Source organism: Cytobacillus kochii, from assembly GCF_044790165.1.
Taxonomy (GTDB): Bacteria; Bacillota; Bacilli; order Bacillales; family Cytobacillaceae; genus Cytobacillus; species Cytobacillus kochii.
Genome location: NZ_CP085254.1, coordinates 3,579,643 through 3,606,271, shown reverse-complemented (window position 1 = coordinate 3,606,271; position 26,629 = coordinate 3,579,643). Strand labels below are relative to the sequence as shown.

General features: G+C 37.0%; 29 protein-coding genes and 1 riboswitch. Of the genes, 13 read left to right on the top strand and 16 right to left on the bottom strand.

The annotated features are described in order from the left end of the window. Positions 1 to 310 precede the first annotated feature (310 nt). Complete coding sequence (locus tag LG276_RS18320) at positions 311 to 1,240, bottom strand: 1,4-dihydroxy-2-naphthoate polyprenyltransferase (protein WP_224938850.1); 930 nt, start codon at positions 1,238 to 1,240, stop codon at positions 311 to 313. A gap of 259 nt (positions 1,241 to 1,499) precedes the next feature. On the opposite strand from LG276_RS18320, the gene LG276_RS18315 reads away from it, so the two are divergent. The 5 genes from LG276_RS18315 (at position 1,500) to LG276_RS18295 (ending at position 7,989) form a co-directional block, all read left to right on the top strand. Beyond that, positions 1,500 to 2,906 carry an isochorismate synthase MenF gene (locus LG276_RS18315; RefSeq protein ID WP_251162498.1) on the top strand — a complete coding sequence of 469 codons (1,407 nt, stop codon included), beginning with the start codon at positions 1,500 to 1,502 and terminating at the stop codon, positions 2,904 to 2,906. Beyond that, the gene (menD, locus tag LG276_RS18310; RefSeq protein WP_251162499.1) at positions 2,903 to 4,654 is read left to right on the top strand and encodes a 2-succinyl-5-enolpyruvyl-6-hydroxy-3-cyclohexene-1-carboxylic-acid synthase; all 1,752 of its coding nucleotides are present in this window, start codon (positions 2,903 to 2,905) and stop codon (positions 4,652 to 4,654) included. Before LG276_RS18315 ends, menD begins: the two co-directional genes overlap by 4 nt. Beyond that, positions 4,654 to 5,469: a 2-succinyl-6-hydroxy-2,4-cyclohexadiene-1-carboxylate synthase gene (gene menH, locus LG276_RS18305; protein WP_251162500.1), complete on the top strand. Its 816-nt coding sequence runs from the start codon at positions 4,654 to 4,656 to the stop codon at positions 5,467 to 5,469. Before menD ends, menH begins: the two co-directional genes overlap by 1 nt. A gap of 110 nt (positions 5,470 to 5,579) precedes the next feature. Further along, a complete protein-coding gene (gene menB, locus LG276_RS18300) occupies positions 5,580 to 6,401 on the top strand; it encodes a 1,4-dihydroxy-2-naphthoyl-CoA synthase (protein ID WP_095372144.1) in 822 nt (273 codons plus the stop codon). 100 nt (positions 6,402 to 6,501) lie between these two features. Next, positions 6,502 to 7,989 carry an o-succinylbenzoate--CoA ligase gene (locus tag LG276_RS18295; protein ID WP_251162501.1) on the top strand — a complete coding sequence of 496 codons (1,488 nt, stop codon included), beginning with the start codon at positions 6,502 to 6,504 and terminating at the stop codon, positions 7,987 to 7,989. A gap of 31 nt (positions 7,990 to 8,020) precedes the next feature. On the opposite strand, the gene LG276_RS18290 is transcribed toward LG276_RS18295, so the two are convergent. From LG276_RS18290 to LG276_RS18270, 5 genes are all read right to left on the bottom strand, one after another. Next, on the bottom strand, positions 8,021 to 8,497 hold the full coding sequence (locus tag LG276_RS18290) for a DinB family protein (protein WP_224938845.1): 477 nt from the start codon (positions 8,495 to 8,497) through the stop codon (positions 8,021 to 8,023). Positions 8,498 to 8,535: 38 nt separating this feature from the next. Next, entirely contained in the window at positions 8,536 to 8,988 is a 453-nt protein-coding gene (locus tag LG276_RS18285; RefSeq protein WP_224938844.1) for a GNAT family N-acetyltransferase, read from the bottom strand. Further along, positions 8,981 to 9,973, bottom strand: coding sequence for a ribosome small subunit-dependent GTPase A (rsgA, locus tag LG276_RS18280; RefSeq protein ID WP_251162502.1), 993 nt, complete (start codon positions 9,971 to 9,973; stop codon positions 8,981 to 8,983). Before rsgA ends, LG276_RS18285 begins: the two co-directional genes overlap by 8 nt. A 318-nt stretch (positions 9,974 to 10,291) precedes the next feature. Further along, on the bottom strand, positions 10,292 to 10,441 hold the full coding sequence (locus LG276_RS18275) for a DUF1540 domain-containing protein (RefSeq protein ID WP_095372149.1): 150 nt from the start codon (positions 10,439 to 10,441) through the stop codon (positions 10,292 to 10,294). 257 nt (positions 10,442 to 10,698) lie between these two features. After that, the gene (locus tag LG276_RS18270; protein ID WP_251162503.1) at positions 10,699 to 11,667 is read right to left on the bottom strand and encodes a metal ABC transporter solute-binding protein, Zn/Mn family; all 969 of its coding nucleotides are present in this window, start codon (positions 11,665 to 11,667) and stop codon (positions 10,699 to 10,701) included. Positions 11,668 to 11,878: 211 nt separating this feature from the next. On the opposite strand from LG276_RS18270, the gene LG276_RS18265 reads away from it, so the two are divergent. Further along, positions 11,879 to 12,442 carry a carbonic anhydrase gene (locus tag LG276_RS18265; protein WP_224938841.1) on the top strand — a complete coding sequence of 188 codons (564 nt, stop codon included), beginning with the start codon at positions 11,879 to 11,881 and terminating at the stop codon, positions 12,440 to 12,442. Between the two features lies 1 nt (position 12,443). Here LG276_RS18265 and yidD read toward each other — a convergent pair whose 3' ends face one another. Continuing rightward, positions 12,444 to 12,686: a membrane protein insertion efficiency factor YidD gene (gene yidD / locus LG276_RS18260; protein WP_095372152.1), complete on the bottom strand. Its 243-nt coding sequence runs from the start codon at positions 12,684 to 12,686 to the stop codon at positions 12,444 to 12,446. 152 nt (positions 12,687 to 12,838) lie between these two features. On the opposite strand from yidD, the gene LG276_RS18255 reads away from it, so the two are divergent. Continuing rightward, positions 12,839 to 13,312 carry an S-ribosylhomocysteine lyase gene (locus LG276_RS18255; protein ID WP_224938840.1) on the top strand — a complete coding sequence of 158 codons (474 nt, stop codon included), beginning with the start codon at positions 12,839 to 12,841 and terminating at the stop codon, positions 13,310 to 13,312. Positions 13,313 to 13,526: 214 nt separating this feature from the next. On the opposite strand, the gene LG276_RS18250 is transcribed toward LG276_RS18255, so the two are convergent. The 3 genes from LG276_RS18250 to ytzI form a co-directional block, all read right to left on the bottom strand. Continuing rightward, on the bottom strand, positions 13,527 to 13,868 hold the full coding sequence (locus LG276_RS18250; RefSeq protein ID WP_251162504.1) for a hypothetical protein: 342 nt from the start codon (positions 13,866 to 13,868) through the stop codon (positions 13,527 to 13,529). Between the two features lie 77 nt (positions 13,869 to 13,945). Continuing rightward, positions 13,946 to 15,397 carry a cardiolipin synthase gene (cls, locus tag LG276_RS18245; RefSeq protein WP_224938838.1) on the bottom strand — a complete coding sequence of 484 codons (1,452 nt, stop codon included), beginning with the start codon at positions 15,395 to 15,397 and terminating at the stop codon, positions 13,946 to 13,948. 33 nt (positions 15,398 to 15,430) lie between these two features. Continuing rightward, positions 15,431 to 15,604, bottom strand: a complete 174-nt coding sequence (gene ytzI / locus LG276_RS18240) for a YtzI protein (protein WP_095372156.1) — start codon at positions 15,602 to 15,604, stop codon at positions 15,431 to 15,433. 135 nt (positions 15,605 to 15,739) lie between these two features. Between ytzI and LG276_RS18235 the strand changes: the two genes are divergently transcribed. Continuing rightward, on the top strand, positions 15,740 to 16,177 hold the full coding sequence (locus tag LG276_RS18235) for a Dps family protein (RefSeq protein ID WP_224938837.1): 438 nt from the start codon (positions 15,740 to 15,742) through the stop codon (positions 16,175 to 16,177). Positions 16,178 to 16,394: 217 nt separating this feature from the next. Here the strand turns inward: LG276_RS18235 and LG276_RS18230 are convergent, their stop codons facing one another. Together LG276_RS18230 and LG276_RS18225 are read right to left on the bottom strand one after the other, a co-directional pair. Beyond that, positions 16,395 to 16,742 (bottom strand): hypothetical protein, encoded by a 348-nt coding sequence (locus LG276_RS18230; RefSeq protein WP_251162505.1) that lies wholly within the window; start codon positions 16,740 to 16,742, stop codon positions 16,395 to 16,397. Positions 16,743 to 16,990: 248 nt separating this feature from the next. Beyond that, positions 16,991 to 17,227, bottom strand: a complete 237-nt coding sequence (locus tag LG276_RS18225; RefSeq protein ID WP_095372158.1) for a DUF6154 family protein — start codon at positions 17,225 to 17,227, stop codon at positions 16,991 to 16,993. Between the two features lie 89 nt (positions 17,228 to 17,316). Between LG276_RS18225 and LG276_RS18220 the strand changes: the two genes are divergently transcribed. Together LG276_RS18220 and ytkD are read left to right on the top strand one after the other, a co-directional pair. Further along, positions 17,317 to 17,679 (top strand): hydrolase, encoded by a 363-nt coding sequence (locus LG276_RS18220; protein WP_095373621.1) that lies wholly within the window; start codon positions 17,317 to 17,319, stop codon positions 17,677 to 17,679. A gap of 114 nt (positions 17,680 to 17,793) precedes the next feature. Further along, complete coding sequence (gene ytkD / locus LG276_RS18215) at positions 17,794 to 18,267, top strand: RNA deprotection pyrophosphohydrolase (protein WP_251162506.1); 474 nt, start codon at positions 17,794 to 17,796, stop codon at positions 18,265 to 18,267. 25 nt (positions 18,268 to 18,292) lie between these two features. On the opposite strand, the gene LG276_RS18210 is transcribed toward ytkD, so the two are convergent. The 3 genes from LG276_RS18210 to LG276_RS18200 all read right to left on the bottom strand — a co-directional run bounded on the left by LG276_RS18210 (position 18,293) and on the right by LG276_RS18200 (position 20,923). Further along, entirely contained in the window at positions 18,293 to 19,099 is an 807-nt protein-coding gene (locus LG276_RS18210) for an ABC transporter permease (protein ID WP_224938834.1), read from the bottom strand. After that, positions 19,065 to 19,856, bottom strand: coding sequence for an ABC transporter ATP-binding protein (locus tag LG276_RS18205; protein ID WP_224938833.1), 792 nt, complete (start codon positions 19,854 to 19,856; stop codon positions 19,065 to 19,067). Before LG276_RS18205 ends, LG276_RS18210 begins: the two co-directional genes overlap by 35 nt. A gap of 68 nt (positions 19,857 to 19,924) precedes the next feature. Next, positions 19,925 to 20,923: an ABC transporter substrate-binding protein gene (locus tag LG276_RS18200; protein ID WP_251162507.1), complete on the bottom strand. Its 999-nt coding sequence runs from the start codon at positions 20,921 to 20,923 to the stop codon at positions 19,925 to 19,927. Between the two features lie 119 nt (positions 20,924 to 21,042). Between LG276_RS18200 and LG276_RS18195 the strand changes: the two genes are divergently transcribed. After that, positions 21,043 to 21,807 (top strand): S9 family peptidase, encoded by a 765-nt coding sequence (locus LG276_RS18195; RefSeq protein WP_251162508.1) that lies wholly within the window; start codon positions 21,043 to 21,045, stop codon positions 21,805 to 21,807. A 69-nt stretch (positions 21,808 to 21,876) separates the two neighbouring features. Continuing rightward, entirely contained in the window at positions 21,877 to 22,119 is a 243-nt protein-coding gene (locus tag LG276_RS18190) for a DUF2584 domain-containing protein (protein ID WP_251162509.1), read from the top strand. A 345-nt stretch (positions 22,120 to 22,464) separates the two neighbouring features. Here LG276_RS18190 and pckA read toward each other — a convergent pair whose 3' ends face one another. Then, complete coding sequence (gene pckA / locus LG276_RS18185) at positions 22,465 to 24,048, bottom strand: phosphoenolpyruvate carboxykinase (ATP) (RefSeq protein WP_095372164.1); 1,584 nt, start codon at positions 24,046 to 24,048, stop codon at positions 22,465 to 22,467. A 387-nt stretch (positions 24,049 to 24,435) separates the two neighbouring features. Beyond that, a riboswitch (SAM riboswitch) is annotated at positions 24,436 to 24,560 on the top strand. A gap of 300 nt (positions 24,561 to 24,860) precedes the next feature. On the opposite strand from pckA, the gene metK reads away from it, so the two are divergent. Beyond that, complete coding sequence (gene metK, locus LG276_RS18180; RefSeq protein WP_224938830.1) at positions 24,861 to 26,060, top strand: methionine adenosyltransferase; 1,200 nt, start codon at positions 24,861 to 24,863, stop codon at positions 26,058 to 26,060. The last annotated feature ends 569 nt before the right edge of the window (positions 26,061 to 26,629 follow it).

The following is a 26,629-nucleotide window of genomic DNA, read 5'->3' as shown; positions in this document are numbered from 1 at the left end:
ACAATCTTTAGTGAGATTTCGTCCTTTGTATTTATTCCTATTTAGCATCTTACATGGGTGAATTCAGGATGTATTAAGTTTTTATCTTGATTATTAGTAGGTTTCACTGTTGCTTTTCTTATAATATGACCTAGTTCAAATACTTTAGTCGCTTTCTAGATGTGCCGTTGTTGGTTGGAATAAGTGAAAAATTGCGATAATTATTCATTTATTTTATCATTTTATGGTACGCTAAGCAGAGATTGAATGCTAAAAAAAGTAGGAAAAAGCGCCTTATAAGTAAAAGGCGCTTAGCAAAATGCTACTGATTTTATAGAATATATCCGATTAATAATCCTATAGAAAGTAGTAATCCAAATACAGTGTTTGTTTGGGCAGTATTTTTCATTGCTGGGACCATCTCATATGCAATTGTTTTGCCTTTAAAGCCTTTAATGGCATTGATTGGTTTCGGCGCACTTAGCACTACGAGTGCAAGCCATGGTGAAACAATTTGCATTACAATTAAAATAAATACCCATATATATGAAACGATAAACATGGTTGCTAATAATTTTACGGCTTTTGGACGTCCGATTAAAATAGCTAATGTTTTTCGACCAAATTCCTTGTCCCCATCTAAGTCTCGTATATTATTAGAGAGCATAATACCTCCAACTAATAAAAGACTAGGAATGGCCACAAGAACACTTGTCGTAGTTACTGTACCAGTTTGAATAAAAAATGAGATTAAAATAAGTAACATACCCATAACAAAACCAGAAATAATTTCACCAAAAGGTGTATAGGCAATTGGTAATGGCCCACCTGTGTATAAATAGCCAATAGCCATACCTAGAAGTCCAACAGCTGCTAACCACCAACTGCTATTCATGCAAATATAAATCCCTATCAAGATGGAAGCGCCGTATAACCCTAAAGCGGAGTTAAGCACAACATGTGGTTTAATCCCTTCTCTAACAATTGCTCCACCAATCCCTACAGACTCAGCTGTGTCATTGCCGCGTTTGAAGTCATAATATTCATTGAACATATTCGTTGCAATTTGAAGGAAAAGACTAGCAACCATCATGGCGATAAAAAGGCCAGCATCTATCGACGTTTCATAAATAGCCAATGCGCTACCTAGTAATACAGGAACAAAGGCAGCTGTTAATGTATGTGGACGTGTTAATTGCCACCAGATTTGCCATTTCTTCTTCGTAGAATGTGGCGTGTTTATATTAGGTTGTGTTTGCACTTTTTAGTACCTCCAATTAAGTCAAATAAAACAAATCACTTTCTTAAGTTTAGGTAATGTCCTATTAAGTGTCAATTGAATTTTGAAAGAAGCGAAGGAGGATATTTCCTACTAAAGAACGAACAGTGCTTATTTTACTCAAAATAATATATAATAAGGAAGTGTATTGATTGGAATGATTGACAGCATTTAAGCAAGAGGTGTATCTTTAATGAATGAAGAATAGCAGCTGATTGTAGCTGTTATTGGAGGGATTTTTTTGTTTACTTTACAGCACACAGAATTTAAAGAAGGGTTTATTGAAGCGTTATCGAAAGCACAACGAACGAACCATGATATTTTATTTAGTGAGGTTTGTGAGATCGATTGCATAGATCCTTTAGCTTTTTTTGGAGCAGGAAAAAAGACAGAACTAGGTGATCGGTTTTTTTGGACAGGTTCTGATAATGAGGTTGTAATAACTGGTGTTGGTATTAACTATTTATTTCAATCGGATCAGACTACTGACCGCTTTTTTTATGTGCAAAAAAAGTGGCAGTCATTGCTTGATGATGCAATAATCCATAATTCATACTCAATCGACGCGATTGGTCCAACATTATTTGGTGGATTCACTTTCGATCCTCTGAAAGAAAAGACCAAATTATGGAGTCAATATAAGCATACAGATTTTCATCTACCGCAATATATGTGCACGATTGCTGGTGGTCGTGCTTTTTTAACAACGAATATGCTTGTTCATCCAAACGATAGAGAAGAACGCATAGAGGATATGTTAGAGGAACGTAGGCAATTATTACAAAATGCTAAAATATTACCTACTAGGATCAATAACAAGGTGATTGCCCAACATGAGGTGGCGTCTGGGGAATGGAAGAAAGCTGTCGCACAAGTAGTAGATGAAATGAGAAAAAACGTTATACAAAAAGTGGTTTTGGCAAGAGAAACGAGACTTACTTTTGCTCATCCTGTACAAATTGAAAGCGTCCTACAAAACCTTTTAGACAAGCAAAAAAACAGCTTTATCTTTGCCTTTGAGTCAGGGTCTGATTGTTTTATTGGAGCGACACCAGAACGGTTAGTGAAAAAACAAGGTCATACGCTTTATACGACTTGTTTAGCGGGCTCAATGAAAAGAGGAGAGACAAAGGAAGAGGATGATGCTCTCGGGAGAGAATTATTACAAGATGAAAAAAATCTCCAAGAGCATCAATACGTTGTAGATATGATTCGTCAAGCGATGGAAATGGTAGGTACAGAAGTCGAATTACCTGAGGGTCCTCAACTTTTAAAATTAAGAGATATTCAACATCTTTATACGCCAGTTATTGCAGCAGCTAGTAAGGAAGGATCGCTCTTGGCAATTATAGAAAAACTCCACCCAACACCAGCTCTAGGTGGAGTTCCGACAGAAAAAGCTATAGAAGTCATTAGGGATTTAGAGATTTTGGACAGAGGATTATATGGCAGCCCAATTGGCTGGCTTGATTACCAAGGCAATGGAGATTTTGCGGTGGCATTGCGATCAGGATTAATACAAGATAATGAGGCTTCGATCTTTGCTGGCTGTGGCGTTGTGAAAGATTCTGAAGTTGAAAGTGAATATCAGGAAACGAAAATTAAGTTTAGACCAATGTTATCAGCGCTTGGAGGGGAACTGAAATGAGCCATCAACAGGCTTTAACTAAATACATTGCGGCTTTCATTTCTGAGCTAGTAAAAAATGGGGTAGAAGATGTGGTCGTCAGTCCTGGATCTCGTTCTACGCCCATGGCTATGGTAATGGCTGAGCACCCAGATCTTCAAGTCCATATCCATGTTGATGAACGTTCGGCAGCTTTCTTTGCTCTTGGAATAGCCAAAGGAACAAAACGTCCAGTCGCCATTTTATGTACTTCGGGTACTGCAGCAGCAAATTACTATCCTGCGATAATCGAAGCCTTTTACTCTCGAGTACCTCTACTTGTCTTTACTGCAGACCGCCCTCATGAACTAAGAGATATAGGCGCGCCACAAGCTATCGACCAAATTCAAATGTACGGAAAACATGTCAAATGGTTTGCAGAAATGGCACCACCTGAAAATGGGCCTTCGATGATTAATTATGTCCGTACGGCTGCTGTAAGAGCTGTTGCTACTGCGAAGAGGAATCCAGAAGGTCCTGTTCATATGAATTTTCCGTTTAGGGAACCGCTCATCCCTGACCTAAACGATCCGGAGATTTTCCTTAGCTCTTCTAGAGAAGAAAAGTATATGACAGTGTCATCATCTATTTTAACAGTGGATGATGCCCAATTTGATACTATTGCGCAAACTGTTTCAACATATAATAAAGGAATGATTATCTGCGGACCTATGGATGATGCGGACCTTTCACATAAGATTGTTGAACTTGGAAAGGCACTACAATTTCCGATTATTGCTGATCCACTTTCACAATTACGCAGTGGACGCCATGAACAAAGCCAAATCATTGATGCATATGATGCCATTTTGAAAAGTGGGACAGCGAAAGTTGAGTTGCAACCTGAATTAATCATTCGTTTTGGGGCGATGCCAGTATCGAAACCGTTGTTACTGTTTATGAAGCAATATCCAGAAACGCGTCAATTAATTGTCGATGGTGGAGGAGGCTTCAGAGATCCCTCATTGTTATCAACAGATATGATTTATTGTGATGAGAAACAATTTTGTGAAGAACTGATTCTTCGTGCCAATGCTTTTGCTATTAAAGAGAATGGCTATCTTACTTTATGGCAGGACGTTAATGAAGTGGCAAAAAAAGAAATGGTAAAAGTGTTGGAGATTGAACAACTCAATGAGGGAAAGATATTTGCCCAATTAGGTCAGTTACTGCCTGAAGAGTCTACGGTTTTCGTTGGGAATAGCATGCCCATTCGGGATTTAGATAGCTTTTATTTTGTTAATAACAAATCTATGAGGATTATAGGTAATAGAGGAGCAAATGGTATTGACGGCACAATTTCCACAGCGCTAGGCGTGGCAATGCATACACAACCACTTTACTTAATTGTTGGAGATTTGACCTTTTTCCACGACTTGAATGGGTTGATTGCTAGTAAACTCTACCATATTCCTATTACGATTATTGTTATTAATAATAATGGCGGAGGTATCTTCTCTTTCTTACCACAATCAGAACACCCGAAGCATTTTGAATTATTATTTGGTACGCCATTGAACATAGATTTCTCACACAGTGTAACAATGTTTGGTGGAGATTATATAAAGGTGGAAGATTGGCAGCAGTTCTCGGAAGCAATTGCGACGGAGACATCTCATTTAAAGGTAATTGAGGTTATGACCAATAGAGAAAATAATGTAAAAGAGCATCGGAATTTGTGGGAATCTGTTTCCCGGGAAATAGATAAGAGAATAAAGGACGAAGAGTAATGGACTTTTTCTACAATAACGTGAAATATCATGTCGAAACTTTCGGTAATGGTGAACCAATCATGGCACTTCATGGATTTACAGGTAATAGCAACGGTTGGCGATTTTATTCAGAAATAATATCTGATCGAACAATCATTGCACCGGATATTATTGGTCACGGACAGTCAGAATCACCGGAAGATATTTCTCATTATCAGATTGAAGAGCAAGCGGCTATGCTTGCACATTTAATAAACCTTATGAAGATAAGTAAAGTTGATGTAATTGGCTATTCAATGGGGGGGCGTTTAGCCATTACCTTTGCTCTGCTTTTTCCAGAAAAGGTCCATCGCCTGATCCTTGAGAGTACAACACCAGGAATTAACTCTATTGAAGATAGAGAAAAACGTATGATAAATGATATGAAAATCTGTCAATTGATTAAAGATAAAGAAATAGAGGGATTTGTGAATTATTGGGAAAATATTCCTTTGTTCGCAAGTCAAAAGAAATTAACAGCACATAAGAGAGAGCAGGTACGTACGCAACGTCTGAGAAATAACCCCCAAGGGTTAATAAACAGTCTTATTGGGATGGGTACTGGTGCGCAACCTAGTTGGTGGACATTGATAGCTAAGTTTCAGATGCCAGTCCTTATTTTGACCGGTTCAATCGATCAAAAGTTTTGTACGATTGGTGAAGAAATGTCTATGCGTATTCAGCGTGCTACACATCAAACGATTGAAAAATCAGGCCATACTGTTCACCTTGAAAAACCTTTACAGTATGTGGATGAAATAGAGAAATTTTTATTGGAAACATCAACCTATTAGAAGAAAATGATGAAAAAAGGTGTGTTTTTCGTCAATTATTGCTAAAATATGATAGGAAGCACTATTTAAAACTACAAATTGAATTAGTAATATAGAAGGAGGAATTCGAAATGTCAGCAGTAGAATGGGTAGCAGGCCGTAAGTATGAAGAAATTCTATATGAAACATATAACGGTATTGCTAAAATTACAATTAACCGTCCGCACGTACATAATGCGTTCACACCAAAAACTGTAATGGAATTAATGGATGCATTTGCATACGCACGAGATGATTCTAATGTAGGTGTAATCGTTCTTACAGGAGCAGGGGATAAAGCTTTCTGTTCTGGTGGGGACCAAAAAGTCCGTGGACATGGCGGATATGTTGGAGATGACCAGATTCCTCGTTTGAACGTACTGGACTTACAACGATTAATTCGTGTCATTCCGAAACCTGTCATTGCAATGGTAAAAGGTTATGCTATCGGTGGTGGACATGTTCTTCACGTTGTTTGTGATTTAACAATTGCTGCAGATAATGCTGTATTTGGTCAAACAGGCCCTAAAGTTGGTAGCTTTGATGCTGGTTATGGTTCTGGTTACTTGGCACGTCTTGTAGGCCATAAGAAAGCGCGTGAGATTTGGTTCTTATGCCGTCAATATAACGCACAAGAAGCTTTAGATATGGGACTAGTTAATACAGTAGTGCCACTTGAAAAAGTAGAAGAGGAAACGATTCAATGGTGTGAAGAAATTCTATCAAAAAGTCCAACTGCGATTCGTTTCTTAAAAGCTGCATTTAATGCAGATACAGATGGTCTAGCAGGCCTTCAACAGTTTGCTGGGGATGCAACCCTTCTTTACTATACTTCTGATGAAGCAAAAGAAGGAAGAGACGCATTTAAAGAAAAACGTGATCCGGACTTTGGACAATTCCCACGTTTCCCTTAATGAAATGATAAATGAGCAGCTTGATGGGATAACCATCAAGCTGTTTTGCCATTGTTTCTTTTTAGGATTCGTTGTGACTATATTAAAGAAGGTGTCTGTTTTGTCTAATAAAGAGATGCAAAATTTTATTTATAAACGGTTTTTATCTACACCGAAAAGAGAAGCATTTTATTACGAAGGAAAAAGTTATACTTTTGAAACCGTTTATCATGAAGCATATCGGTGGGCTGGTATCTTATCAGCAAAAGGAGTAAAGCAATCACAATTCGTCGGTGTACTGCTTAAGAATAATCTTCAATCGGTTTTCATTTTATTCGCTTTGCAACTTCTTGGCGTTAAAGCGGTAATATTAAACAGTAGACTAACGAGTAAAGAAATTATTTGGCAACTACAGGATTCGGAGTCTGTCTTTTTTATTACTGAAGAGGCTTTTAAAAAAGTTAGATCTGATGTTGAAATGGAAGTATCATCCCTTTGTTTACTTGTGAAAGAGGAAATCATGGATGATGATTACGAGGAGCCTATGATAGTAAGTGAAGTCCAATTAGATCATATTTGTACAATTATGTACACGTCAGGCACGACTGGTCATCCAAAAGGTGTAATGCAAACTTACGGTAATCACTTATGGAGTGCTGTTGGCTCAAGTTTAAACCTTGGACTAAGGGATGATGATGTTTGGTTATGTGCTGTCCCGTTATTTCATATAAGCGGTTTCTCCATTCTTATGAGAGGACTCATATATGGTCATAAGATTGTACTACTTGATAGTTTCGATGCGGATAAAACGATTACACTGATCCGTGAGCAAAAAGTGACCATTATGTCTGCGGTCAGTACGATGTTGAAGAAAATGGTAGAACGTTTGCAACAGCAGCCGTTGCACGATTCATTTCGCTGTATGTTACTTGGAGGGGGACCGGCATCGCGTGCACTATTAGAAGATTCCGTTTCTTGTGGTATCCCGGTTTATCAAACATATGGGATGACAGAGACATCCTCACAAATCGTAACATTATCACCTGAGGATAGTATTAAAAAGTTAGGTTCGGCTGGTAAAGCCTTATTTCCTTCTCAAGTAAAGATATGTCGAGAGACTGGTGAAGTGGCAGAGGCGAATGAATCGGGTGAAATTTTTGTTAAAGGGCCGAATGTAACAAGTGGTTATTTAGGAAAAGATGAGGCAACTGCTGAAAAAATTCAACAAGGTTGGTTAGCAACAGGGGATATTGGCCTTCTAGATGAAGATGGCTTTCTTTATGTGCTTGACCGTCGCTCTGATTTGATTATTTCAGGTGGAGAAAATGTGTATCCTGCTGAAGTAGAAGGAATTGTTTCAGCTCATCCAGCTGTTGATGATACAGGTGTGATAGGTATGAAAGATTCCACCTGGGGAGAAGTGCCGGTAGCATTTGTTGTAATCAAGAAAAATGCAGAAGTTTCTCATAAAGAGCTCGAGGAATATTGCCAAGAAAAATTAGCGAAGTACAAAATTCCGAAGAGATTCTTTATTGTCGATGAAATTCCAAGAAACGCTGCTAAAAAAATCTTGCGAAGAGAACTAAGAAAAATGGTACAAGTATTTTAAAGGAGAAAATCCGAACGATTGTTCGGATTTTCTAATGAGATGACTTTATTAATTTCTTCAAATAAGCTATCTGCCCTATATGGTAAGCGTTGTGTGAAGTGACATTGGCAATGATTGCCCACCACTGGGCTGTAACAGGAAACCCTTCGACATGTTGATCCAATAATTCATTGGTTGTTAGGAGTTTTTGCCAGTGTTTTAACTTAACTAAGAGTGAAGCTTTTAAATCTGAAAAGCTTTTTCCTTTAGGAACGAAAAAGCTCCAATCATTATTTTCGATTCGTTGAACTGCCCCAACATTTTTTTCTTTAAAGCGAATATGCCAAACTTCATTCCAGTAAATGAGATGTTGTGTTATTTCGGCTATGCTGTGACTTTTATCGTTTGGCTTTATAAACGCTTCTTCTTCACTAATTTCATCAACCGTTTGCAAGAAGGGGGTATACCAACTAGGATCATCTGCATTTGCGGCTAACTGATCTAATAATACTTCTCTCGCCTCAGTCATTCATCTTCCTCCTAATGAATGTTTACTTTATGCAAAAGCTAGTATTCGTTTATGGGCAAAATATAAGCCGTTTCTTTGCCAAAATGATGTCCACTATCAATAAAGCCCACCGCTTTAAACAGAGCAATACTAGCATGATTCTCACGATGAATACCTGCAATAATAAGGGGTTTTCTAGCTAATTGTTTCATTTCTGTCATGATAAGTTTTAATGCTTGCTTGGCATATCCCTTTTGTTGATGACTATCGCAAATCATAATACGATAAATCCAATAACCATTCAGTTCTTCTAGCTGACGGTTATACATAACAAAGCCAATGATTTGCTGATTTACTGTAATCGCATAGGTTTGTAAAGAAGGTTCATACTGTTGTTGAATGATAGAGATAGCATTACTTTCCACAAATTTACTCTGCTCTGTTGTAACATGTAATGATGCCACTTCATACCAATTCTCTTTTGTGATTGCAGTTAAATGAATGTCACTCATAACGTGCACTCTTTTTCTTATTCGTTGTTTTTATACGTTTCTTTTCTTGTTTCGCACGGCGTTTTTCGAGCATGATTAACTCTCGTTCTAGTTTAAAGTAGCTACTAAGCCTCTTCTCAGTTATTTTACCCTCAACAATTGCTTGTTGTACGGCACAACCCACTTCTTTATGATGAGAGCAGTTTCTAAATTTACATTGCTCACTTAGTGCTTGAATATCTGTAAAGCTCTCCCCTAAATTTATATCATCTTCCCAAAGTTGAAATTCACGCATTCCTGGGGTATCGATGATATATCCATCACCTAATTGAATTAATTCTCTATGGGTTGTGGTGTGACGACCTTTCTGATCATCTTCACGAATATTGCCCACCTTCATCCGATCCTCATTCGTTAGTAAGTTAATAAGTGTAGATTTTCCGACACCTGATGATCCCACAAATGTACCAGTTTTGCCTCCAATTAAGTAATCTTTGATGACCTCTACAGATTCGGGTTGAAACATGCTAACCATTGTGAAGTCGACGCCAAGTAGTAATAATTGATCTAAAATCCATCCTTTATCTTCACAAAGATCAGCTTTTGTTAAGACAATAATCGGTAAAGCTCCAGAATGTTGTGCTGCTACTAAATAGCGCTCGATTCTTGCTATATTAAAATCTTCATTCATGCTTGTAACAATGAATAAATAATCAATGTTGGTAGCGATAATTTGTTCCTTCACAGCAACACCGGCAGTTTTTCTTGAAAACTTGCTCGTTCGTGGTAAAACTTCTTTGATCATTGCTTTATCTTCATTTGGTAATTGGTGAAAGACAACCCAATCACCAACCGTTGGATAGTCCGCCTCATGTTGAACATGAAAGTGATAATTGCCAGGGAGGCTAGCGGGTAAAAAAGTTTGCTCTTTTGTCAATATTTTGTATATATGGTTATAAGCGATAGCAATTCGCCCGATGAGTTGTTTTTCATGGTTTTTTTTCAAATTCATTTCCTCCATTTTTGTGATAAATAAAAAACCTTATGACCCGCAATTAAAGGATCATAAGGTTTATCCGCACATAAATGAAAGAAATGAATAATAGGGTATTAACCTATTTCCAATGAGCATGATAAATATGAAAACTTTAATTGCTTCGGTATGAAAAAGTTAATTAGATTCATCATGCTCACCCACTTTCAATATTTAGTAGCTTTAGTATATAATGCTATTTGAAAAATAGCAATAATTATTTTTTTTAGAAAAAGGAAGACGCCTTTATATGTACGGAAATTACATATAAAAGCGTCTATAGGCTATTTCTTATTGAGGTTCAAACGTTTTACAGTCAGTTTCCTTGCTCGTAGATGCCTGGTCTCGATGGCTGACTACATAAATTTGATCAGCACCACATAGATTGCCTTTTTCCCAGAAAGTACAATTATTGACTTCACATAATACATCTTTTGCCATCATTTTCACTTCCTTTTAGAAAAATCTTCAGATGGATTTCGCCATCATCACTATTCTTACCATAATTGGCTGATGATATAATCATAAGTTTTTTCAAATAAAGGGAGAGTAAACTAATTATCACTAACGACTTTTCTGATTCAATTGTAAAGCTTGAGATGCCCATCAGATGTGCTTTATTAGTCCGGAACCTATATACGATTTCTTAAAGAAAAAATAAGAACCAAAGCATTCATTTGCTCTGGTCCTACGATTAGTTAGTTTAAACCTTTTTCCAGGTTATCAATATTTCTTTCCATTAATGTAAAATAGTTTTCTCCTTCATTAATATCTGCTTCAGTTAAGACAGCAAGATTATGAAGCTGTAAGCTCTCGGCACCGATTTCAGATTGAACGATTTCAGTTAATTTAGAGCTAACATTTTGTTCGAAATAAATCGTGTCTAATGTATTTTCATTTGCTGTTTGAATAATATTCTGTAATTGTTTTTGGGAGGGTTCACTAGATGTGCTAAGCCCGGCCACACTTATTTGTTCTAATCCATAACGCGATTCCCAATAACCATAGGCTGCATGAGAAACGATGAATTTGTTTTTATCTGCATTTTCAACCATTGAAGTAAATTTATCATTTAATTTATTAAGTTCTTCATTTAGTTGATCAAAGTTTGCAGTAAATTCTTCTTCATGCTCTGGAAGGGCAGTAATTAATTGTGTTTTGATTTCCTCTGCTAATTGCTGTCCGTATACTGGATCGATCCAAACATGTGGGTCAACATCGCCATGATCGTGACCATCATGGTCGTGTTCATGTTCGTGTTCATGTTCATGATCATCGTGTTCGTGCTGCTCTGTGTTTTCTATTGCAAGATGTTCCCCAGCGGCAATCATTTTAACGCCTTCATTACTTAAGATATCTTTCGCTTGATCAACAAATCCTTCTAAACCAAGGCCCAAATAGATAAATAAATCAGAATCGGCCATTTTAATCATGTCCTTTTGTGAAGGTTCGTAAGTATGTTCATCAGAACCGGGAGGGTAAACAGTTTTTACATCAACAAGGTCTCCACCGATTCTTTCTGTGAAATATTGTAATGGGTAGACTGTCGTATAAACAGTTAACACTTCTTCTGATGATTGTGTTGTCCCCTTGTCACTCGCTGTTGAATTTGAGCATGCAGCAAATATGAAAATAAAAGGAATAAGTAAAATAAATAATTTCTTCATAGGTTTCTCCCCTTAATGTATCAAATCGTATTTGTTACGATTTATTTCTTGTATTAATCCGTAATCATTCCGATTCACATATGTAATCATACAAAAACTAAATCCAAAAATCAAGTATAAAATTTGTTAAAATGGATACTATTTTGTATCATAAAGGAAGAGCAAGCGATTTAACACATATTTAACAATATACGTAGTGGAGATGAAAAAAATGAGTCTTTTACAAGAGGTATTAGCATTTAATAAGGAGTTTGTGGAAACAGAGCAATATCGTGAATATGCCACAACGAAATATCCAAACAAACGAATGGTTATTTTAACATGTATGGATACAAGATTAGTGGAACTATTACCGAAAGCCTTAAATGTAAAAAATGGTGATATAAAAATCGTCAAAACAGCAGGGGCACTTGTAAGTCATCCGTTTGGCAGTATTATGAGAAGTATTCTCGTTGCGCTGTATCAATTAAAAGCAGACGAAGTATTAGTTATCGGCCACCATGATTGTGGGATGAGTGGAATGAATGCCAATGCAATGATTGAAAATATGAAGGAAAGAGGCATTTCAGAAGAAACAATTTCTACTTTGAATTATTCTGGGATTGATATTGAGAGCTGGTTAGAAGGCTTTAATAAAGTAGAGGACAGTGTCTCACACAGTGTGGATATGATTAAGAACCACCCGTTGATTCCAGCAGTACCAGTACATGGTCTTGTCATCGATCCTAGTACAGGCAAACTGGACTTAGTAGTGGATGGATACGAGAGGAAATAAGTTACTTGCTTTGTTTGCGAGTTGGCCATTCTTCTGGCACGAAATCAACTCCACCAGGATGGAATGGGTGACATTTTAAGATTCGTTTGATGGTCAAATATCCGCCCTTGATTGCACCAAACCGTTTAACGGCCTCTAATCCATAATTGGAACAAGTAGGATAAAAACGACAAGTAGGTGGCTTGATGGGTGAAATGGCTACTTGATAGAATTTAAAAAATCCAAGCATGATTTTTTGTAACATATGAACCTTCCTTTGAAAAAGTTGCTCTTTTAGCACCAAGATATCATATAATAGGGTGAAAAGTCCAAATCATTGACTATGTATTTAAAGTTGATGAAATTAGTCGGATATTATAGTATAATGAAGGCAATGATGATAAAGGAGTGTATTTTATGCCATCAGTTGAAAGTTTTGAATTAGACCATAACGCTGTCAAAGCTCCATATGTGAGACATTGTGGCGTGCATAAAGTAGGAACAGACGGAAAGATTAATAAATATGATATTCGTTTCTGTCAACCAAACAAAGCGGCCATGAAGCCAGATTCTATTCACACACTTGAACATTTACTTGCGTTTAACATTCGAACACACGCAGAGAAATATGATCATTTTGATATTATTGATATCTCGCCAATGGGTTGTCAGACTGGCTACTATTTAGTTGTAAGTGGCGAGCCGACAGTGGAAGAAATTATCGACCTTTTAGATGCAACAATGAAGGATGCTGTAACAATTGAAGAAATACCAGCAGCAAATGAAAAACAATGTGGTCAAGCGAAGCTACATGACCTAGAAGGTGCAAAGAAGTTAATGAAATATTGGCTTTCTCAATCAAAAGAAGAATTAAAGCAAGTATTTGCTTAAATAGTTCTCCTTCCATCTTTTTTGATGGAAGGTTTTTTATTTTTACTGAAGTGATTTCAAACAGAAAGTATAAACCTTCTCTGAACCAAGAGCCATTTTAAATCTAAAGGACGAAGAGAAATTAAATCTGTCACTCGTATAAAAGAATATCCACTCCAGTTATTACAGGTCATTTCCCTTCCACCTTTATTTTTTATTAAAATTTATCTAGATTTTATAGAGAAACTGGAGGAATAATTTCAGTTAGCAATAAGATGTAGAATATAAGTCCGATAAGAAAAAAAGTGAGGGAAGTGATAAAGAATGGTCCTCTTCTAAATATAGTTGGTGGTTCTACAAATGGTGTAAAGCCCGTTTCTGCATGAGTTTTGGCATCTTGTTGCTCCTTGATGTAAGAGAGCCCTCCAGAAAAGTAAATGCTTGTGATAAGAAATACAATGCCCGTAAAGAACATGACTTCAATAAAGCGAACAGAAAACTGAGAAGAGAGAAAATAAGTGATACCTGTTTCGATGGCAAAGGTAATGAGGAAAATAGTCCAAAACTTTATCTTCATCAACATGGCTCCTTTTTTATCCATATATTTCTATTTTATGTTATCGATGTCCATAAATCTATACCAAAATCACCGACTCACAGAATCGGTGATAGTAGGCGCGATATAGATTCCTTGAACTTAATATAAAAGGAACGGTTATTGTAATCATCTAATGTAAGGTTACGTGATACTCTTACATCATTATAGAAGCTAGCTGCTACTTCCTCAGCTATCTTGCGGTCATAAATAAAGGCATTGACCTCAAAGTTGAGTCTAAAGCTTCGAACATCGATGTTGGCTGTCCCAACAGATGCAATTTCATCATCAATGACGATTGTTTTCGCATGAATAAAACCATTATCATAAATCAGTACTTTTGCCCCAAGTTTTAATAATTCGCCAATGTACGAATAGGTAGCCCAATAAACAAACATATGGTCAGGTTTATTAGGAATCATAATTTTTACATTCACACCTGACAAAACAGCTATTCTAAGCGCATCAACAACACTGGCATCAGGTATAAAATAAGGAGTTTGAATAAGAATGGTTTCTTTTGCAGACATAATCATTTTTATATAACCAAGTTTGATTTGTTCGAGTTCGTTATCAGGTCCACTTGCTACAATTTGCATAGGGATACGTCCCTTTGTAGTGATAGGGGGATAATACTCTGGTAAATAGTGAATATCATGACGATGAGAAGCTTGGTTCCAGTCAAGTATAAAGCGTGTTTGTATCGCATAAACTGCGCTTCCTTCAATCCTTAAATGTGTATCTCGCCAATAACCGAATTTCTTATTTAAACCTAAGTATTCATCTCCAACATTAAAGCCACCAACATAGCCAATTTTGCCATCAATAATCACTAGCTTGCGATGATTACGATAATTTAACCGTAAATTAATAAAATGGAATTTAGAAGGAAAGAACGCCTCAACCTCTCCTCCAGCCTCACGTAAGCTCTTAAAAAAACGTTTGGTTAAACTTCTTGATCCTAAATCATCATATAAAATGCGGACCTTTACACCTTCACGGGCTTTTTTATTCAGAAGTGTGATTAGCCTTTTGCTTAATGCATCCCTTCTTAAGATATAGTATTGAAGATGGATATGGTCAGTAGCGCCTTCTATATCTTTAAATAAAGCATCAAACTTGTCTTTGCCATCCGTATACATTTGTATATCATTATCTTGCGTGAGTACAGCATCATTATTGACTAATTGCATATGAATGAGGTCATAATGATTTTGAACCTGCTCATTCTCTGCAGGCAAACTGCGATTATGAAGCGCTGATATTTGCATTTTGAGCATTTCATCAATGCCTATTTTCTTACGATCTTCCCATTGAAACATTTTCTTCTTTTTAGAGAAGTTTTGTCCGAATAATAAGTAAATGGCAAACCCGAGTAGCGGGATAAAGAACAAAACGAGTAACCATGCCCATGTGGATGCGGCATCTTTTCGTTCAAGAAAAATAACGACAATGGCAAGAATCATATTTAAAAGGTAAATGAGTCCAATAAATATGGAGTAAATATCCATAGAAGTGCAGATTCCTCTCAAAAAGTATTAGTGTTACTTTATATCCTTGTCCTCTTGATTGGGTGCCTTATCCTCTTCTGAAAGAGGTTTAGGTAGAGGATCTACGGTATGTTTGAATGTGTAAGCTTTGGATGTTGTCATTACACTTAAAATAAGGATTGTAAAGACAATAATAATTGATATCATAATGACAATAATATAAGTCATCAATAGTCTCCCCCTTTACAAAAGCTATTTTACCATTTCTCTCTTTTAATCTGAACTAAAATATCTTTCCTTATCCGATAGTTATGTGTTTGAAAATTGGATAAGCGGGTATCTTATAAGTGGAGGTTGATAAATATGAGCGAAAAATTAATCCAATCAGTAAACAAACAAGTAGCAAACTGGACTGTAATGTATGTGAAGTTACATAACTACCATTGGTATGTTAAAGGAAGCAACTTCTTCGTATTACATGAAAAATTTGAAGAACTATATAACGAAGCTAATGACCATATTGACGAATTAGCGGAAAGAATACTTGCTTTAGGTGGAAATCCTGTAGCAACAATGAAGGATTGCTTAGATACGGCTTCAATTGAAGAAGCAACAGGTAAAGAAGACGCAAGAGACATGGTACAATCTGTATGGAGTGACTTCGAAAAAATGTTAGACGAACTACAAGAAGGTATTGAACTAGCTGATGAAGCGAAAGATGAAGCCACTGGTGATATGCTGATTGCAGTTAAACAGAGTGTGAAAAAACATAACTGGATGCTTAAAGCATTTTTAGGATAAGCGGAAAAAAGATCTCTTTTAAGAGGTCTTTTTTATTTTTGGGAAATATAAATGTGCAGGGAGAGACGATATGAAAGAATGTGGAATCTGAAAGACCCGAGTGTAAAGGAGATTTGAAATTGCGAACTTAAGTGGCTGAAAAGTGCGGAGAATAGTTGTTAACAATAATACGAACACAAGGAAGTGTAAAGAATTGAGAACTCAAGCATTGACTTGACTAAGCTGTGGATTCTGCACAGATGAGTAGCGACTCGGGCAAAATCGCGACTAAACTGTGGTTCTTCGTGGAGATAAGTAGCGATTCGAGCAAAATCGCGACTAAACTATGGATCACCGCCCAGATAAGTAGCGATTCGGGCAAAATCGCGACTAAACTGTGGATTACCGCCCAGATGAGTAGCGATTCGGACAAAATCGCGACTAAACTATGGATCACCGCCCAGATAAGTAGCGATTCGGGCAAAATCGCGACTAAACTATGGATCACCGCCCAGATAAGTAGCGATTCGGGCAAAATCGCGACTAAACTATGGTTCTTCGTCGAGATAAGTAGCGATTCCATCATCTTCCCGACTCAACGATGCATCTCTTTCAGATGAGTCGTAATTCCAGTATTTACTTGAATCAACATCAAGCGAGAGAAGACCAAGATGCTTCTACCATGCCACTAACTAATTTGGCAATACAGCAAGGTTCAAGATAAATGGGCGAATATTCAGCTTCACTTTTAAACATGATACCAAGTTTATTCTTATTTCCCAATCCATCCCTTTCTGCAACCATGCCACTTTTGTATCCGAGGCCTATGTAGACTCAATGATAGTTTTGAGGCTTTGTAAAATCACTTTCTGCAAATTTTCCTTTAAGGGATTCAATAACGTAAAGACCCATTAAATTATATAGTTCTTGGTTATCCAGTTCTTCAATTAATGTAAGGATATCTTCTCGGGACATTTCCTCTAAGAAAGCAAACGTAAGCATATCAATATCTTCTTCGTCACCTGTAAGCTTATTACGATAATAGTCGTATAGTTCATCAATAATTTTCATTATTTGCACCTGCCTATTTTCTTCTTATTTTACGTTTAGTATATGTTAAGTTCATGGTTTTGCTCATTTTTCGTATAAATTCATTCATAATGAGGGAAACAAATAATAAGAAGAAAGGGGCTGAAAGTGTGGATCAGAAGAAAACTTATTATATTACGGTGAATGATGGTGAAATCTCACAAAGTTCTACTTCCTCATCATGGAATTTTAAAATAGAGGCAACTGATGATGAAATTATCGAATTAAGAGAGTTGTTTGATCAAAATTACTCAACAGAATGGGAAGGTTTTTTCCGGGCTCATGTCCCTTATTTACAGTATCATTTCGACAGGCAAAATGATAAGTATGATGATGGTTTAACGCAAATATATAGCGCCATTTATCGATTAGGCGATGAAGAAGCGAAAAATCATATTGTCAATATGGGGATTCTTCCCCCTGAACAACAATAAAGCTGTGCTCTAAACACCGTTATAAATATTGACGGTGTTTTCACCTTTTCCTGTACGTTACGTTTCTTTCAAAGTAAAATATACCAATAAGTATATGTAAAGTGAGAGGATTAAATGGAATATTTTATCGATCAGAACGGGAATCGTGTAGCACTCTCATTTAATGAAGAAGGATTTGAAATGGAGCCGCGTCATGTGTTGGTGTTATGTAAAAAAGGCGATGACTGGTTATTAACGAACCATAAAGAAAGAGGATGGGAGTTTCCAGGTGGAAAGGCGGAGGAAGGAGAAGATATATATTCAGCTGCAAAGAGAGAAGTAAAGGAAGAAACCGGAGCAGTCTTGTCTTCTATTGAACATATTGGTACATATCAAGTAATGGAAAAACATCGTTCCTTTATAAAGGCAATCATGTTTGCAGAGGTTGATTATTTGCAAAAAGTAGACCATTATTTCGAAACGGATGGTCCAAAATGGGTAGCGATTAATCAGCTCATGAGGGAGATTCATCAACCCAATTATAGCTTTATAATGAAAGATCGAGTAGTCGAGAGATGTGTAGCTTATCTACAAAATCGCTTGAAATAAAGGGCTGCACCCCTCATGCAAGCCCTTAGTTGTTTTTTATTAATTTCTTCTCTAAAAATTCTACTGCTTGATACATAATGGTAGCTAATACAGCTATGACAAGCAGAGAGAGCATAACTAAAGTAAAGTTAAATACTTGGAATCCGTAAATAATCATATAACCTAATCCTTTAGAGGCGACGAGAAACTCCCCGACGATCACCCCGACCCAAGATAAGCCGACATTGACTTTAAGTGTGGAAATAATTACAGGAAAGGATGACGGAAGAATAGCTTCCTTAAATATTTGGAAGCGGGTTCCACCAAAAGTTTGAAGCACTTTTATATAATTTGGATCTACCTCTCTAAAAGATGTATAAACGACGATGGTTGTGATAATAACGGAAATAATCGTTCCCATTGCTACAATCGACGTGAAGCTAGGTCCAAGAGCGACAATTAAAATCGGTCCTAAAGCCACTTTCGGCATACTGTTTAAAATGACGAGATAAGGGTCTAGAATCTTAGAGAGAAACGGTGACCACCATAGAATCGCAGCCAAAATCGTTCCCAATAATGTCCCTAAAATAAAACCGAGTATGGTTTCTGATAAAGTAAAACCTAAATCAAAAAACAGCGTACCATCTTGAACTTTAATTAAAAAGAGCTCCCATACTTTTGAAGGTGAACTGAAAATGAGAGGGTCGATCCACTTGTTTCTACTGGCAATCTCCCAGCCCGAGAAGAAAATAAGAAAAATAACGAGTTGATAAAATCGTACCCAATACTTTTCTTTCTTAAGGGAGCGGATATACGCATTATGGAGTGCTTTTGTGTGACTCTTGTGATCCAAGGGACTCCATCTCCTTCCAAATCGTTTGAAAAATTTCTGCATTCATTGGGTGGTTTCTTGTATCAAATGGAGAGCATTCTCTTAATTCCTCAGGTATTTCAAATACTTTATGAATCTTACCAGGGCTTGGTGCGAATAAATAGATACGATCGCTCATCGCAATTGCTTCACCGATATCATGTGTCACAAGAATAGCTGTTTTTCCAAATGATTTTAATGTGTCAGATACAAGATTTTCTAAATGCAATTTTGTTTGATAATCGAGAGCGGAAAATGGTTCATCTAACATGAGAAGTTTAGGTTCTGTTGCCAGCGTCCTTACAAGTGCTACCCTTTGTCGCATGCCGCCTGATAATTGTTTAGGATACAATGACTCCACATCTGATAAGCCCATTTGCATTAATAAATCTTTTGCATAAGCTTTTTTTTCTTCATCTAAGTGATGATTGATCTTTAGACCCAAAAGAATATTTTCCTCAATGGTTTTCCAAGGGAATAGATAATCTTGTTGCAACATATATCCTATTTCACTCTTTAATGTAGCTACCTGTTTTCCTTCTAACTCTACACGGCCCTCCGTTGGTTGGAAAAGACCAGCAATGATAGATAACAAGGTTGTTTTGCCACATCCGCTCGGTCCTAAAAATGAAATGAATTCTCCTTCATTCACTTGAAGTGAGATATTAGAGAGAGCCGTCACTGCATTTGATTTCGTAAAGTAAGTATGATGAATATCTTGCACTTTTAAGAATGTCATCTTGCAGTCTCCTCTTTTTTTTCTGGATGGTTGAGCGAACAGAATCATTCTATCCGCTCCACATAGTACTATTCTTTAATCACTTTCTCAGCAATGGATGTGTTGACAAGAGTTTCATAATCCACTCGAGCAGGCAGTTCACCTGCTTCATCCATAATATTTTGCAAGTTCTCCCATTCTTCTTTTTCTAAAATAGGATCGGTCGCAAAGGACCCTTGACTTTTATAACGATCAATTGACATGGTTAAAATTTCTAAATCGGTATTATCAAAGTATTTTGTAATGATTTTAGCTGTTTCTTCTGCTGAATGTTCATCTACCCATTGTTGCGCTTTATAGATGGCACGTGTAAATTTCTCTACTGTTTCTTCGTTTTCATTGATGAAGCTATCCTTTGTCATATATGCTGTATAAGGAAGGTGGCCAGATTCTTCACCGAAGGAAGCGACGATATGTCCAATGCCTTCTTTTTCAAACACACTCGCAGTCGGTTCGAATAATTGTACAAACTCACCAGTACCAGATGAAAAGGCAGGAGCGATATTGGCAAAATCAATATTTTGAATTAGCTCTAAGTCAGCATGTGGATCAATATCATGTTTTTTTAACGTATACTCACCAGCCATCTGCGGCATGCCACCTTTTCTTTGCCCGAGGAAGGTACTCTTCTTTACCATATCCCAAGTGAAATCTTGGATATCTTCCCTTGCAACAAGGAAGGTGCCATCTGTTTGCGTCAGTTGGGCAAAATTTATGACAGGATCATTTGCCCCTTGCGCCTGAACATAAATGGATGTTTCAGAGCCAACAAGAGCAATATCAATACTATCGGATAATAGCGCAGTCATCGTTTTATCGCCGCCGGCAGTCGTGGTTAACGTAACATCCAAACCTTCCTCTTTAAAAAATCCTTTTTCAATTGCAACATATTGGGGAGCATAAAAAAGAGATCTTGTGACCTCACCGATACGTATTTTTGTCACATCCTCTTTTCCACAGGCTGCAAGAGGAATGAGTAAAACAGAAATACAGAGAAGCATGAAGCCCCATTTAAGCCATTTTTTCATTTGAGAACCTCCTCATTCAATGTTTCTTAGATTTTTGCATCTAAACTATCTTATGAGGGTGAAAAATTTGTGTGATTGCCCATGTGAAATTTTTACTATATGTAAAGGAGGGAAAAGCATTGATAATCGATAAATGGGGGTTTCCATCTCCGCATCCTCAAGTGAAATTATCAATCATTACATACTTATCTAATGACCTAAAAATTAAAGGTCTATTAGCTGAACCAGAAAATAAAAACGTATCAGAAGGTTTTCTATATTTAAGAGGTGGGATTAAGAATGTCGGTAAAGTGCGCCCAAGTCGGATTGTGCAGTTTGCCCTCCAAGGGTTCATCGTATTTGCGCCTTTTTATCAGGGCAATCAAGGAGGGGAGGGAAATGAAGATTTTGCAGGTGATGATCGTTATGACGCTTTTTCAGCTTTTCAACTTTTAGCGGATCACCCTCGGGTAAAAAGGGTACATGTCTTTGGGTTTTCTAGAGGAGGTGTAATGGCGTTATTAACAGCCTTACATATGCCTGAAGCGGCGTCAGTTGTTACGTGGGGTGGTGTAAGCGATATGTTCCTCACATATGAAGAAAGAGTGGACTTGCGTAAAATGATGAAACGGGTCATCGGTGGAACGCCCCATAAATACCCAGAAAGATATGAATATCGGACGCCATTATATGAACTTAATCAACTGCAAGCAAATGTATTAATTATTCATGGGGTCTTAGATCATAATGTTTCTGTCGAGCATGCCTTCCGCTTAGAGAAGCGATTAAAAGAGTTAGGTAAACCTGTAGATACATGGTATTTCAAAGAATATACGCATTATTTTCCGCCAGCTATCAATAGACAAATTGTCCGTGATCTTGGGCGGTGGATGAAAGAACAATAAGCTTTATTGTATAGAGATTGTAAGATACAATAGTAATATAAAACTCGATGAACAAGGAGCAAAACAATTATGGGCATGCCTTTAGAATTGAATACAATGATCGTTACGAAAGGAAGAGAAGAGAGGCTAAATGAAAACCTTTTTACATTAACAAAAGAAGGATACCGCCTCTACCCACTAAATATTCCAATTGAAGTAAAGAAAACAAGAGACGGTGAAATCAGTGGAATGGGAAGTATCCAAAAGTTAGAAATGGAAAATGATTGTACGAAAATCTTTTATCAACTGATTTCGCTAAAAACTACAAATTAAAAATTGGCCCGACTGCTTTTGCAGTGTTGGGCTTATTTTGTATACAGATGTCTATTGAAGCTTTGCATGAATATAAATATAAGTATTTATTAAGCAGTGACGAATTTAAATTAGAAGCTAATTTGTAGACTCATATCAAAGGGCGAATATTGAATACATTCAAGCCTCGATTGCAACTTGGATCGATTAGCACTTACTAATCGATCCGCCTGTGTTATACGCAATTAGTAAATCGAAGCCCGTTGATGCGGTATTTTGACCCTCAAAAATAAACAGTGGGTGAAGAGTGAAGTGAAATTATTGTAACAAAAAACCTTCGAGTCGGATGCTCGAAGGTTTTTTAAATTAAGCAATAGGACCGCCTTTTTCAGCGATTTCACTAGAGATATTACCGAATTTCTTGAAGTTTTCACGGAATTCATTTGCAAGTTCTTTTGCTTTTACATTATATGCGTCTTGGTCTGGCCAAGTTTTGTTAGGTAATAGTACTTCATCTGGAACTCCAGTTACGTGTTGAGGGATTTCTAAACCGAATACTTGGTCAGTTACTGTCTCAACAGAATTAAGTTCGCCTTCTAGAGCAGCTTCAACCATTGCTCGTGTATAAGCAAGCTTCATACGGCTGCCTACACCATATTCGCCACCAGTCCAACCAGTGTTTACTAGGAATACTTTCGCGTTATGCTCGTCAATTTTTTTACCAAGCATTTCTGCATATTGTTGAGCTGGTAATGGTAAGAATGGTGATCCAAAACAAGTGGAGAAAGTCGCTTGTGGTGAAGTAATACCACGCTCAGTACCAGCCAGCTTAGAAGTGTATCCACTTAGGAAGTGATACATTGCTTGTTCTTTATTCAATTTAGAGATTGGAGGTAATACACCAGAAGCATCAGCTGTTAAGAAGATGATAGTGTTCGGGTGACCTGCAATACTTGGGTCAACAATATTGTCAATTGCTTGTAATTGGTAAGCCGCACGCGTGTTTTCTGTTAGCGTATTGTCCGCATAATCTGCTACGCGTGTTTCTTTGTCTAAAACAACATTCTCAAGTACTGCGCCAAAACGGATGGCATCGAAAATTTGTGGTTCTTTTTCACGTGTAAGGTCGATACACTTCGCATAGCAACCACCTTCAATGTTGAATACTCCATTTGGAGACCAGCCATGCTCATCATCACCGATTAAACGACGGTTTGGATCAGCTGATAATGTTGTTTTACCAGTTCCGGAAAGGCCAAAGAATAAAGCAACATCACCTTCGCGGCCAACATTGGCTGAACAGTGCATAGGGAGAATCCCATTTTCAGGAAGCATGTAGTTCATAACAGAGAAAATAGATTTTTTCATCTCACCAGCATACTCAGTACCACCAATAAGTACAATACGGCGTTCAAATGAAACGATAATAAAAGTTTCTGAAGCTGTACCGTCAACTGCTGGGTCTGCTTTGAAATTAGGTGCTGAAATAACTGTAAATTCAGATTCGTGATCTAATAAATCTTCTTCTGTAGGACGAATAAATAATTGGTGTGCAAAAAGGTTATGCCAAGCATATTCATTAATTACTTGGATTGGCATACGGTGTTTTTTATCCGCACCAGCAAATCCTTTGAATACGAAAACTTCTTCTTTCTCTTTTAAGAAAGCAATCACCTTGTTGTATAAGTTATTGAAGACTGCTTCAGAAATTGGTTGGTTCACACTTCCCCAGTCAATTTTATCTTTAGAGCTTGCTTCTTCAACAGTATATTTGTCTTTAGGTGAACGACCTGTATACTTACCTGTTGTCGCGCGAATTGCACCAGTAGATGTAAGAACACCTTCGTTTCTGTTTAATACTTTTTCAACTAGTTGCGGAACAGATAATTGAACTTGGATGTTTTCGCCTTTTAGTAAATCATTTAACTCAGTTATCGATACAGAATTCATCTGATGAATACCTTCCTTTATATAATATTATTTAAGAGATATGCATCTCAGTCGCTATTTGTGATTATTTCTTCAAAAATAGTATAACACATTTATTCATTCAGTCTATACTATATAAATCATTTTTATATAATTAATGAAATTGTCACAAATACAGGCAGTATTCATTATAAATAGCTTTTGCAAATTTAAAAAGGATAATCAGCAAATTTGTTGTAATTTTTATATATATTAAGGAAAAAGAACGGTATGATCTTAACTAAAATTATCCGTTATCAAAACTAAAGTTTATAGAGTCGTATATGACAATTTTTACATGGAATTGTTAATGAAAAACATTTGACTATATTCCATGTGTAAGTTATGATGAATCCTTGAACGGATACTCTCTTATCCCGAGCTGGTGGAGGGACAGGCCCTATGAAACCCAGCAACCTGCCAACTACATTTTCATGAGCAAAGGTGCTAACCTGATGCAAGGATTTATTACTACTATCCTTGAACGATAAGAGTGAAAGGCGCGAATCATTTTGCTTCAACCTTTTCACTAAATCAGAGAAGAGGTTTTTTTTCATGCTTTTTAACATGATGTTGGCGAATACGAGGAGCGGCTTTTGGAATGTACTATTTATGTATGGGAAAAAGACCAACCATTTTATTCTCAATATTCCAAGTTAGCGCATAGGTTATTAAGGGTATGAGATAAACATTGGCCCATAAATAATGAAGATTCAAATAAGGGAATGAGTTCCGTATCAAAAATAAAGACTATAATAAAGTCTTATTGATTCGATAAATAAGGAGGAAGTCAGATGTCAACAAAACGTAGATTGTTTACTTCTGAATCAGTAACTGAAGGTCATCCGGATAAGATCAGTGACCAAATATCTGATGCAATATTAGATGCTATTTTATCACAGGACCCAAATGCGAGGGTTGCTGCGGAAACGTCTGTTACTACAGGTCTTGTATTGGTTGCAGGAGAAATCACTACATCCACATATGTAGATATTCCAAAAATCGTTCGTGAAACCATTAAGGAAATTGGTTATACACGTGCAAAATATGGCTTTGACTCTGAAACATGTGCTGTATTAACTTCTATTGATGAGCAGTCAGCAGATATTGCTATGGGTGTAGACCAAGCATTAGAAGCGCGTGAAGGACAGATGACTGATGCAGAAATTGAAGCCATTGGTGCTGGAGATCAAGGTTTAATGTTTGGCTTTGCATGTAATGAAACAAAAGAGCTTATGCCATTACCTATTTCATTAGCGCATAAACTTTCTCGCCGTTTAGCTGAAGTAAGAAAAGAGGAAATCTTACCTTACCTTCGCCCAGATGGTAAAACACAAGTAACAGTAGAATATGATGAAAACAACAAACCTGTACGTATTGATACAATTGTTATCTCTACGCAGCACCATCCAGAAATCAGTTTAGAGCAAATTCAACGCAATTTAAAAGAGCATGTAATTAACCCAGTTGTTCCTACTGAATTAATTGATGAAAACACAAAATACTTCATTAACCCAACAGGTCGTTTCGTTATTGGTGGACCTCAAGGTGATGCGGGCTTAACTGGTAGAAAAATTATCGTTGACACATACGGCGGTTATGCACGTCACGGTGGTGGTGCATTCTCTGGTAAGGATGCAACGAAAGTTGACCGTTCAGCTGCTTATGCAGCTCGCTATGTAGCAAAGAATATTGTTGCTGCTGGACTAGCTGACAAAGCAGAAGTACAATTAGCATATGCAATTGGTGTTGCTCAGCCGGTATCCATCAGTATTGATACATTTGGAACTGGAGCAGTATCTGAGGATGTTTTAGTTGAAGTTGTTAGAAACAATTTTGACCTCCGTCCTGCTGGCATTATCAAAATGCTTGATTTGCGCCGTCCGATATACAAGCAAACAGCTGCTTATGGACATTTTGGCCGTACAGATATTGATTTACCTTGGGAGCGCACAGATAAAGCGGAAGAATTGCGTAAGGAAGCTTTAAAATAAATTAGAAAAGTTATGGCTGTAGAAAACTCCTTTAATGAGTTTTCTACAGTTTTTTTATGTGGGAAAGGGGCTATCATTAAATTTTAATAGACCTACAATTGAGGCGAAGCGATTAGCTCGAATATCAAGAAGTGGAATGGTCAAAGATAGCGGCGGCGCAAAAGCGATTAGCTCGTATATCAGAAGTGAAAAGACCAAAGATAGCGGCGCAAAAGTGATTCGCTCGTATATCAGAAGTGAAAAGGACCGAAGATAGTAGAGCAATAGTCGTTTTTTTAGATATTACATTAGCAAAATAAATATAATATTTTAGACTACCGATATTTTACAGAAATCCTTAAGAAAACGATTTCATAAAAATTTAAAATGAATGTCATCTTTTCGTCTTAAATTGTGGGTAAGGAATAAACAACCTTAAGTATATGAAGAAGAAAACATGAACATACTGCCTAGCATAAATCATTCCATTTTTTTTTTCGAAAGGTGAAACTTTTTAAAATAACTTATCGTCTATACAAGGTATGGGAAAAAATACAAACTAGATGAAATAAAAAGTAGGTGACGTACAT

What these genes read in the sequence shown, in the direction of transcription:
- LG276_RS18290 (WP_224938845.1), bottom strand. Translation starts at nt 8,497, where the DNA reads ATGACTGAGGCGAGAGAAGTATTATTAGATCAGTTAGCCGCAAATGCA.
- ytkD (WP_251162506.1), top strand. Translation starts at nt 17,794, where the DNA reads ATGGAATATTTTATCGATCAGAACGGGAATCGTGTAGCACTCTCATTT.
- LG276_RS18270 (WP_251162503.1), bottom strand. Translation starts at nt 11,667, where the DNA reads ATGAAGAAATTATTTATTTTACTTATTCCTTTTATTTTCATATTTGCT.
- LG276_RS18200 (WP_251162507.1), bottom strand. Translation starts at nt 20,923, where the DNA reads ATGAAAAAATGGCTTAAATGGGGCTTCATGCTTCTCTGTATTTCTGTT.
- LG276_RS18205 (WP_224938833.1), bottom strand. Translation starts at nt 19,856, where the DNA reads ATGACATTCTTAAAAGTGCAAGATATTCATCATACTTACTTTACGAAA.
- LG276_RS18285 (WP_224938844.1), bottom strand. Translation starts at nt 8,988, where the DNA reads ATGAGTGACATTCATTTAACTGCAATCACAAAAGAGAATTGGTATGAA.
- ytzI (WP_095372156.1), bottom strand. Translation starts at nt 15,604, where the DNA reads ATGACTTATATTATTGTCATTATGATATCAATTATTATTGTCTTTACA.
- LG276_RS18220 (WP_095373621.1), top strand. Translation starts at nt 17,317, where the DNA reads ATGAGGGAAACAAATAATAAGAAGAAAGGGGCTGAAAGTGTGGATCAG.
- LG276_RS18190 (WP_251162509.1), top strand. Translation starts at nt 21,877, where the DNA reads ATGGGCATGCCTTTAGAATTGAATACAATGATCGTTACGAAAGGAAGA.
- menB (WP_095372144.1), top strand. Translation starts at nt 5,580, where the DNA reads ATGTCAGCAGTAGAATGGGTAGCAGGCCGTAAGTATGAAGAAATTCTA.
- LG276_RS18235 (WP_224938837.1), top strand. Translation starts at nt 15,740, where the DNA reads ATGAGCGAAAAATTAATCCAATCAGTAAACAAACAAGTAGCAAACTGG.
- LG276_RS18225 (WP_095372158.1), bottom strand. Translation starts at nt 17,227, where the DNA reads ATGAAAATTATTGATGAACTATACGACTATTATCGTAATAAGCTTACA.
- cls (WP_224938838.1), bottom strand. Translation starts at nt 15,397, where the DNA reads ATGGATATTTACTCCATATTTATTGGACTCATTTACCTTTTAAATATG.
- LG276_RS18250 (WP_251162504.1), bottom strand. Translation starts at nt 13,868, where the DNA reads ATGAAGATAAAGTTTTGGACTATTTTCCTCATTACCTTTGCCATCGAA.
- menD (WP_251162499.1), top strand. Translation starts at nt 2,903, where the DNA reads ATGAGCCATCAACAGGCTTTAACTAAATACATTGCGGCTTTCATTTCT.
- LG276_RS18255 (WP_224938840.1), top strand. Translation starts at nt 12,839, where the DNA reads ATGCCATCAGTTGAAAGTTTTGAATTAGACCATAACGCTGTCAAAGCT.
- yidD (WP_095372152.1), bottom strand. Translation starts at nt 12,686, where the DNA reads ATGTTACAAAAAATCATGCTTGGATTTTTTAAATTCTATCAAGTAGCC.
- pckA (WP_095372164.1), bottom strand. Translation starts at nt 24,048, where the DNA reads ATGAATTCTGTATCGATAACTGAGTTAAATGATTTACTAAAAGGCGAA.
- LG276_RS18230 (WP_251162505.1), bottom strand. Translation starts at nt 16,742, where the DNA reads ATGATGGAATCGCTACTTATCTCGACGAAGAACCATAGTTTAGTCGCG.
- LG276_RS18275 (WP_095372149.1), bottom strand. Translation starts at nt 10,441, where the DNA reads ATGGCAAAAGATGTATTATGTGAAGTCAATAATTGTACTTTCTGGGAA.
- menH (WP_251162500.1), top strand. Translation starts at nt 4,654, where the DNA reads ATGGACTTTTTCTACAATAACGTGAAATATCATGTCGAAACTTTCGGT.
- LG276_RS18265 (WP_224938841.1), top strand. Translation starts at nt 11,879, where the DNA reads ATGAGTCTTTTACAAGAGGTATTAGCATTTAATAAGGAGTTTGTGGAA.
- metK (WP_224938830.1), top strand. Translation starts at nt 24,861, where the DNA reads ATGTCAACAAAACGTAGATTGTTTACTTCTGAATCAGTAACTGAAGGT.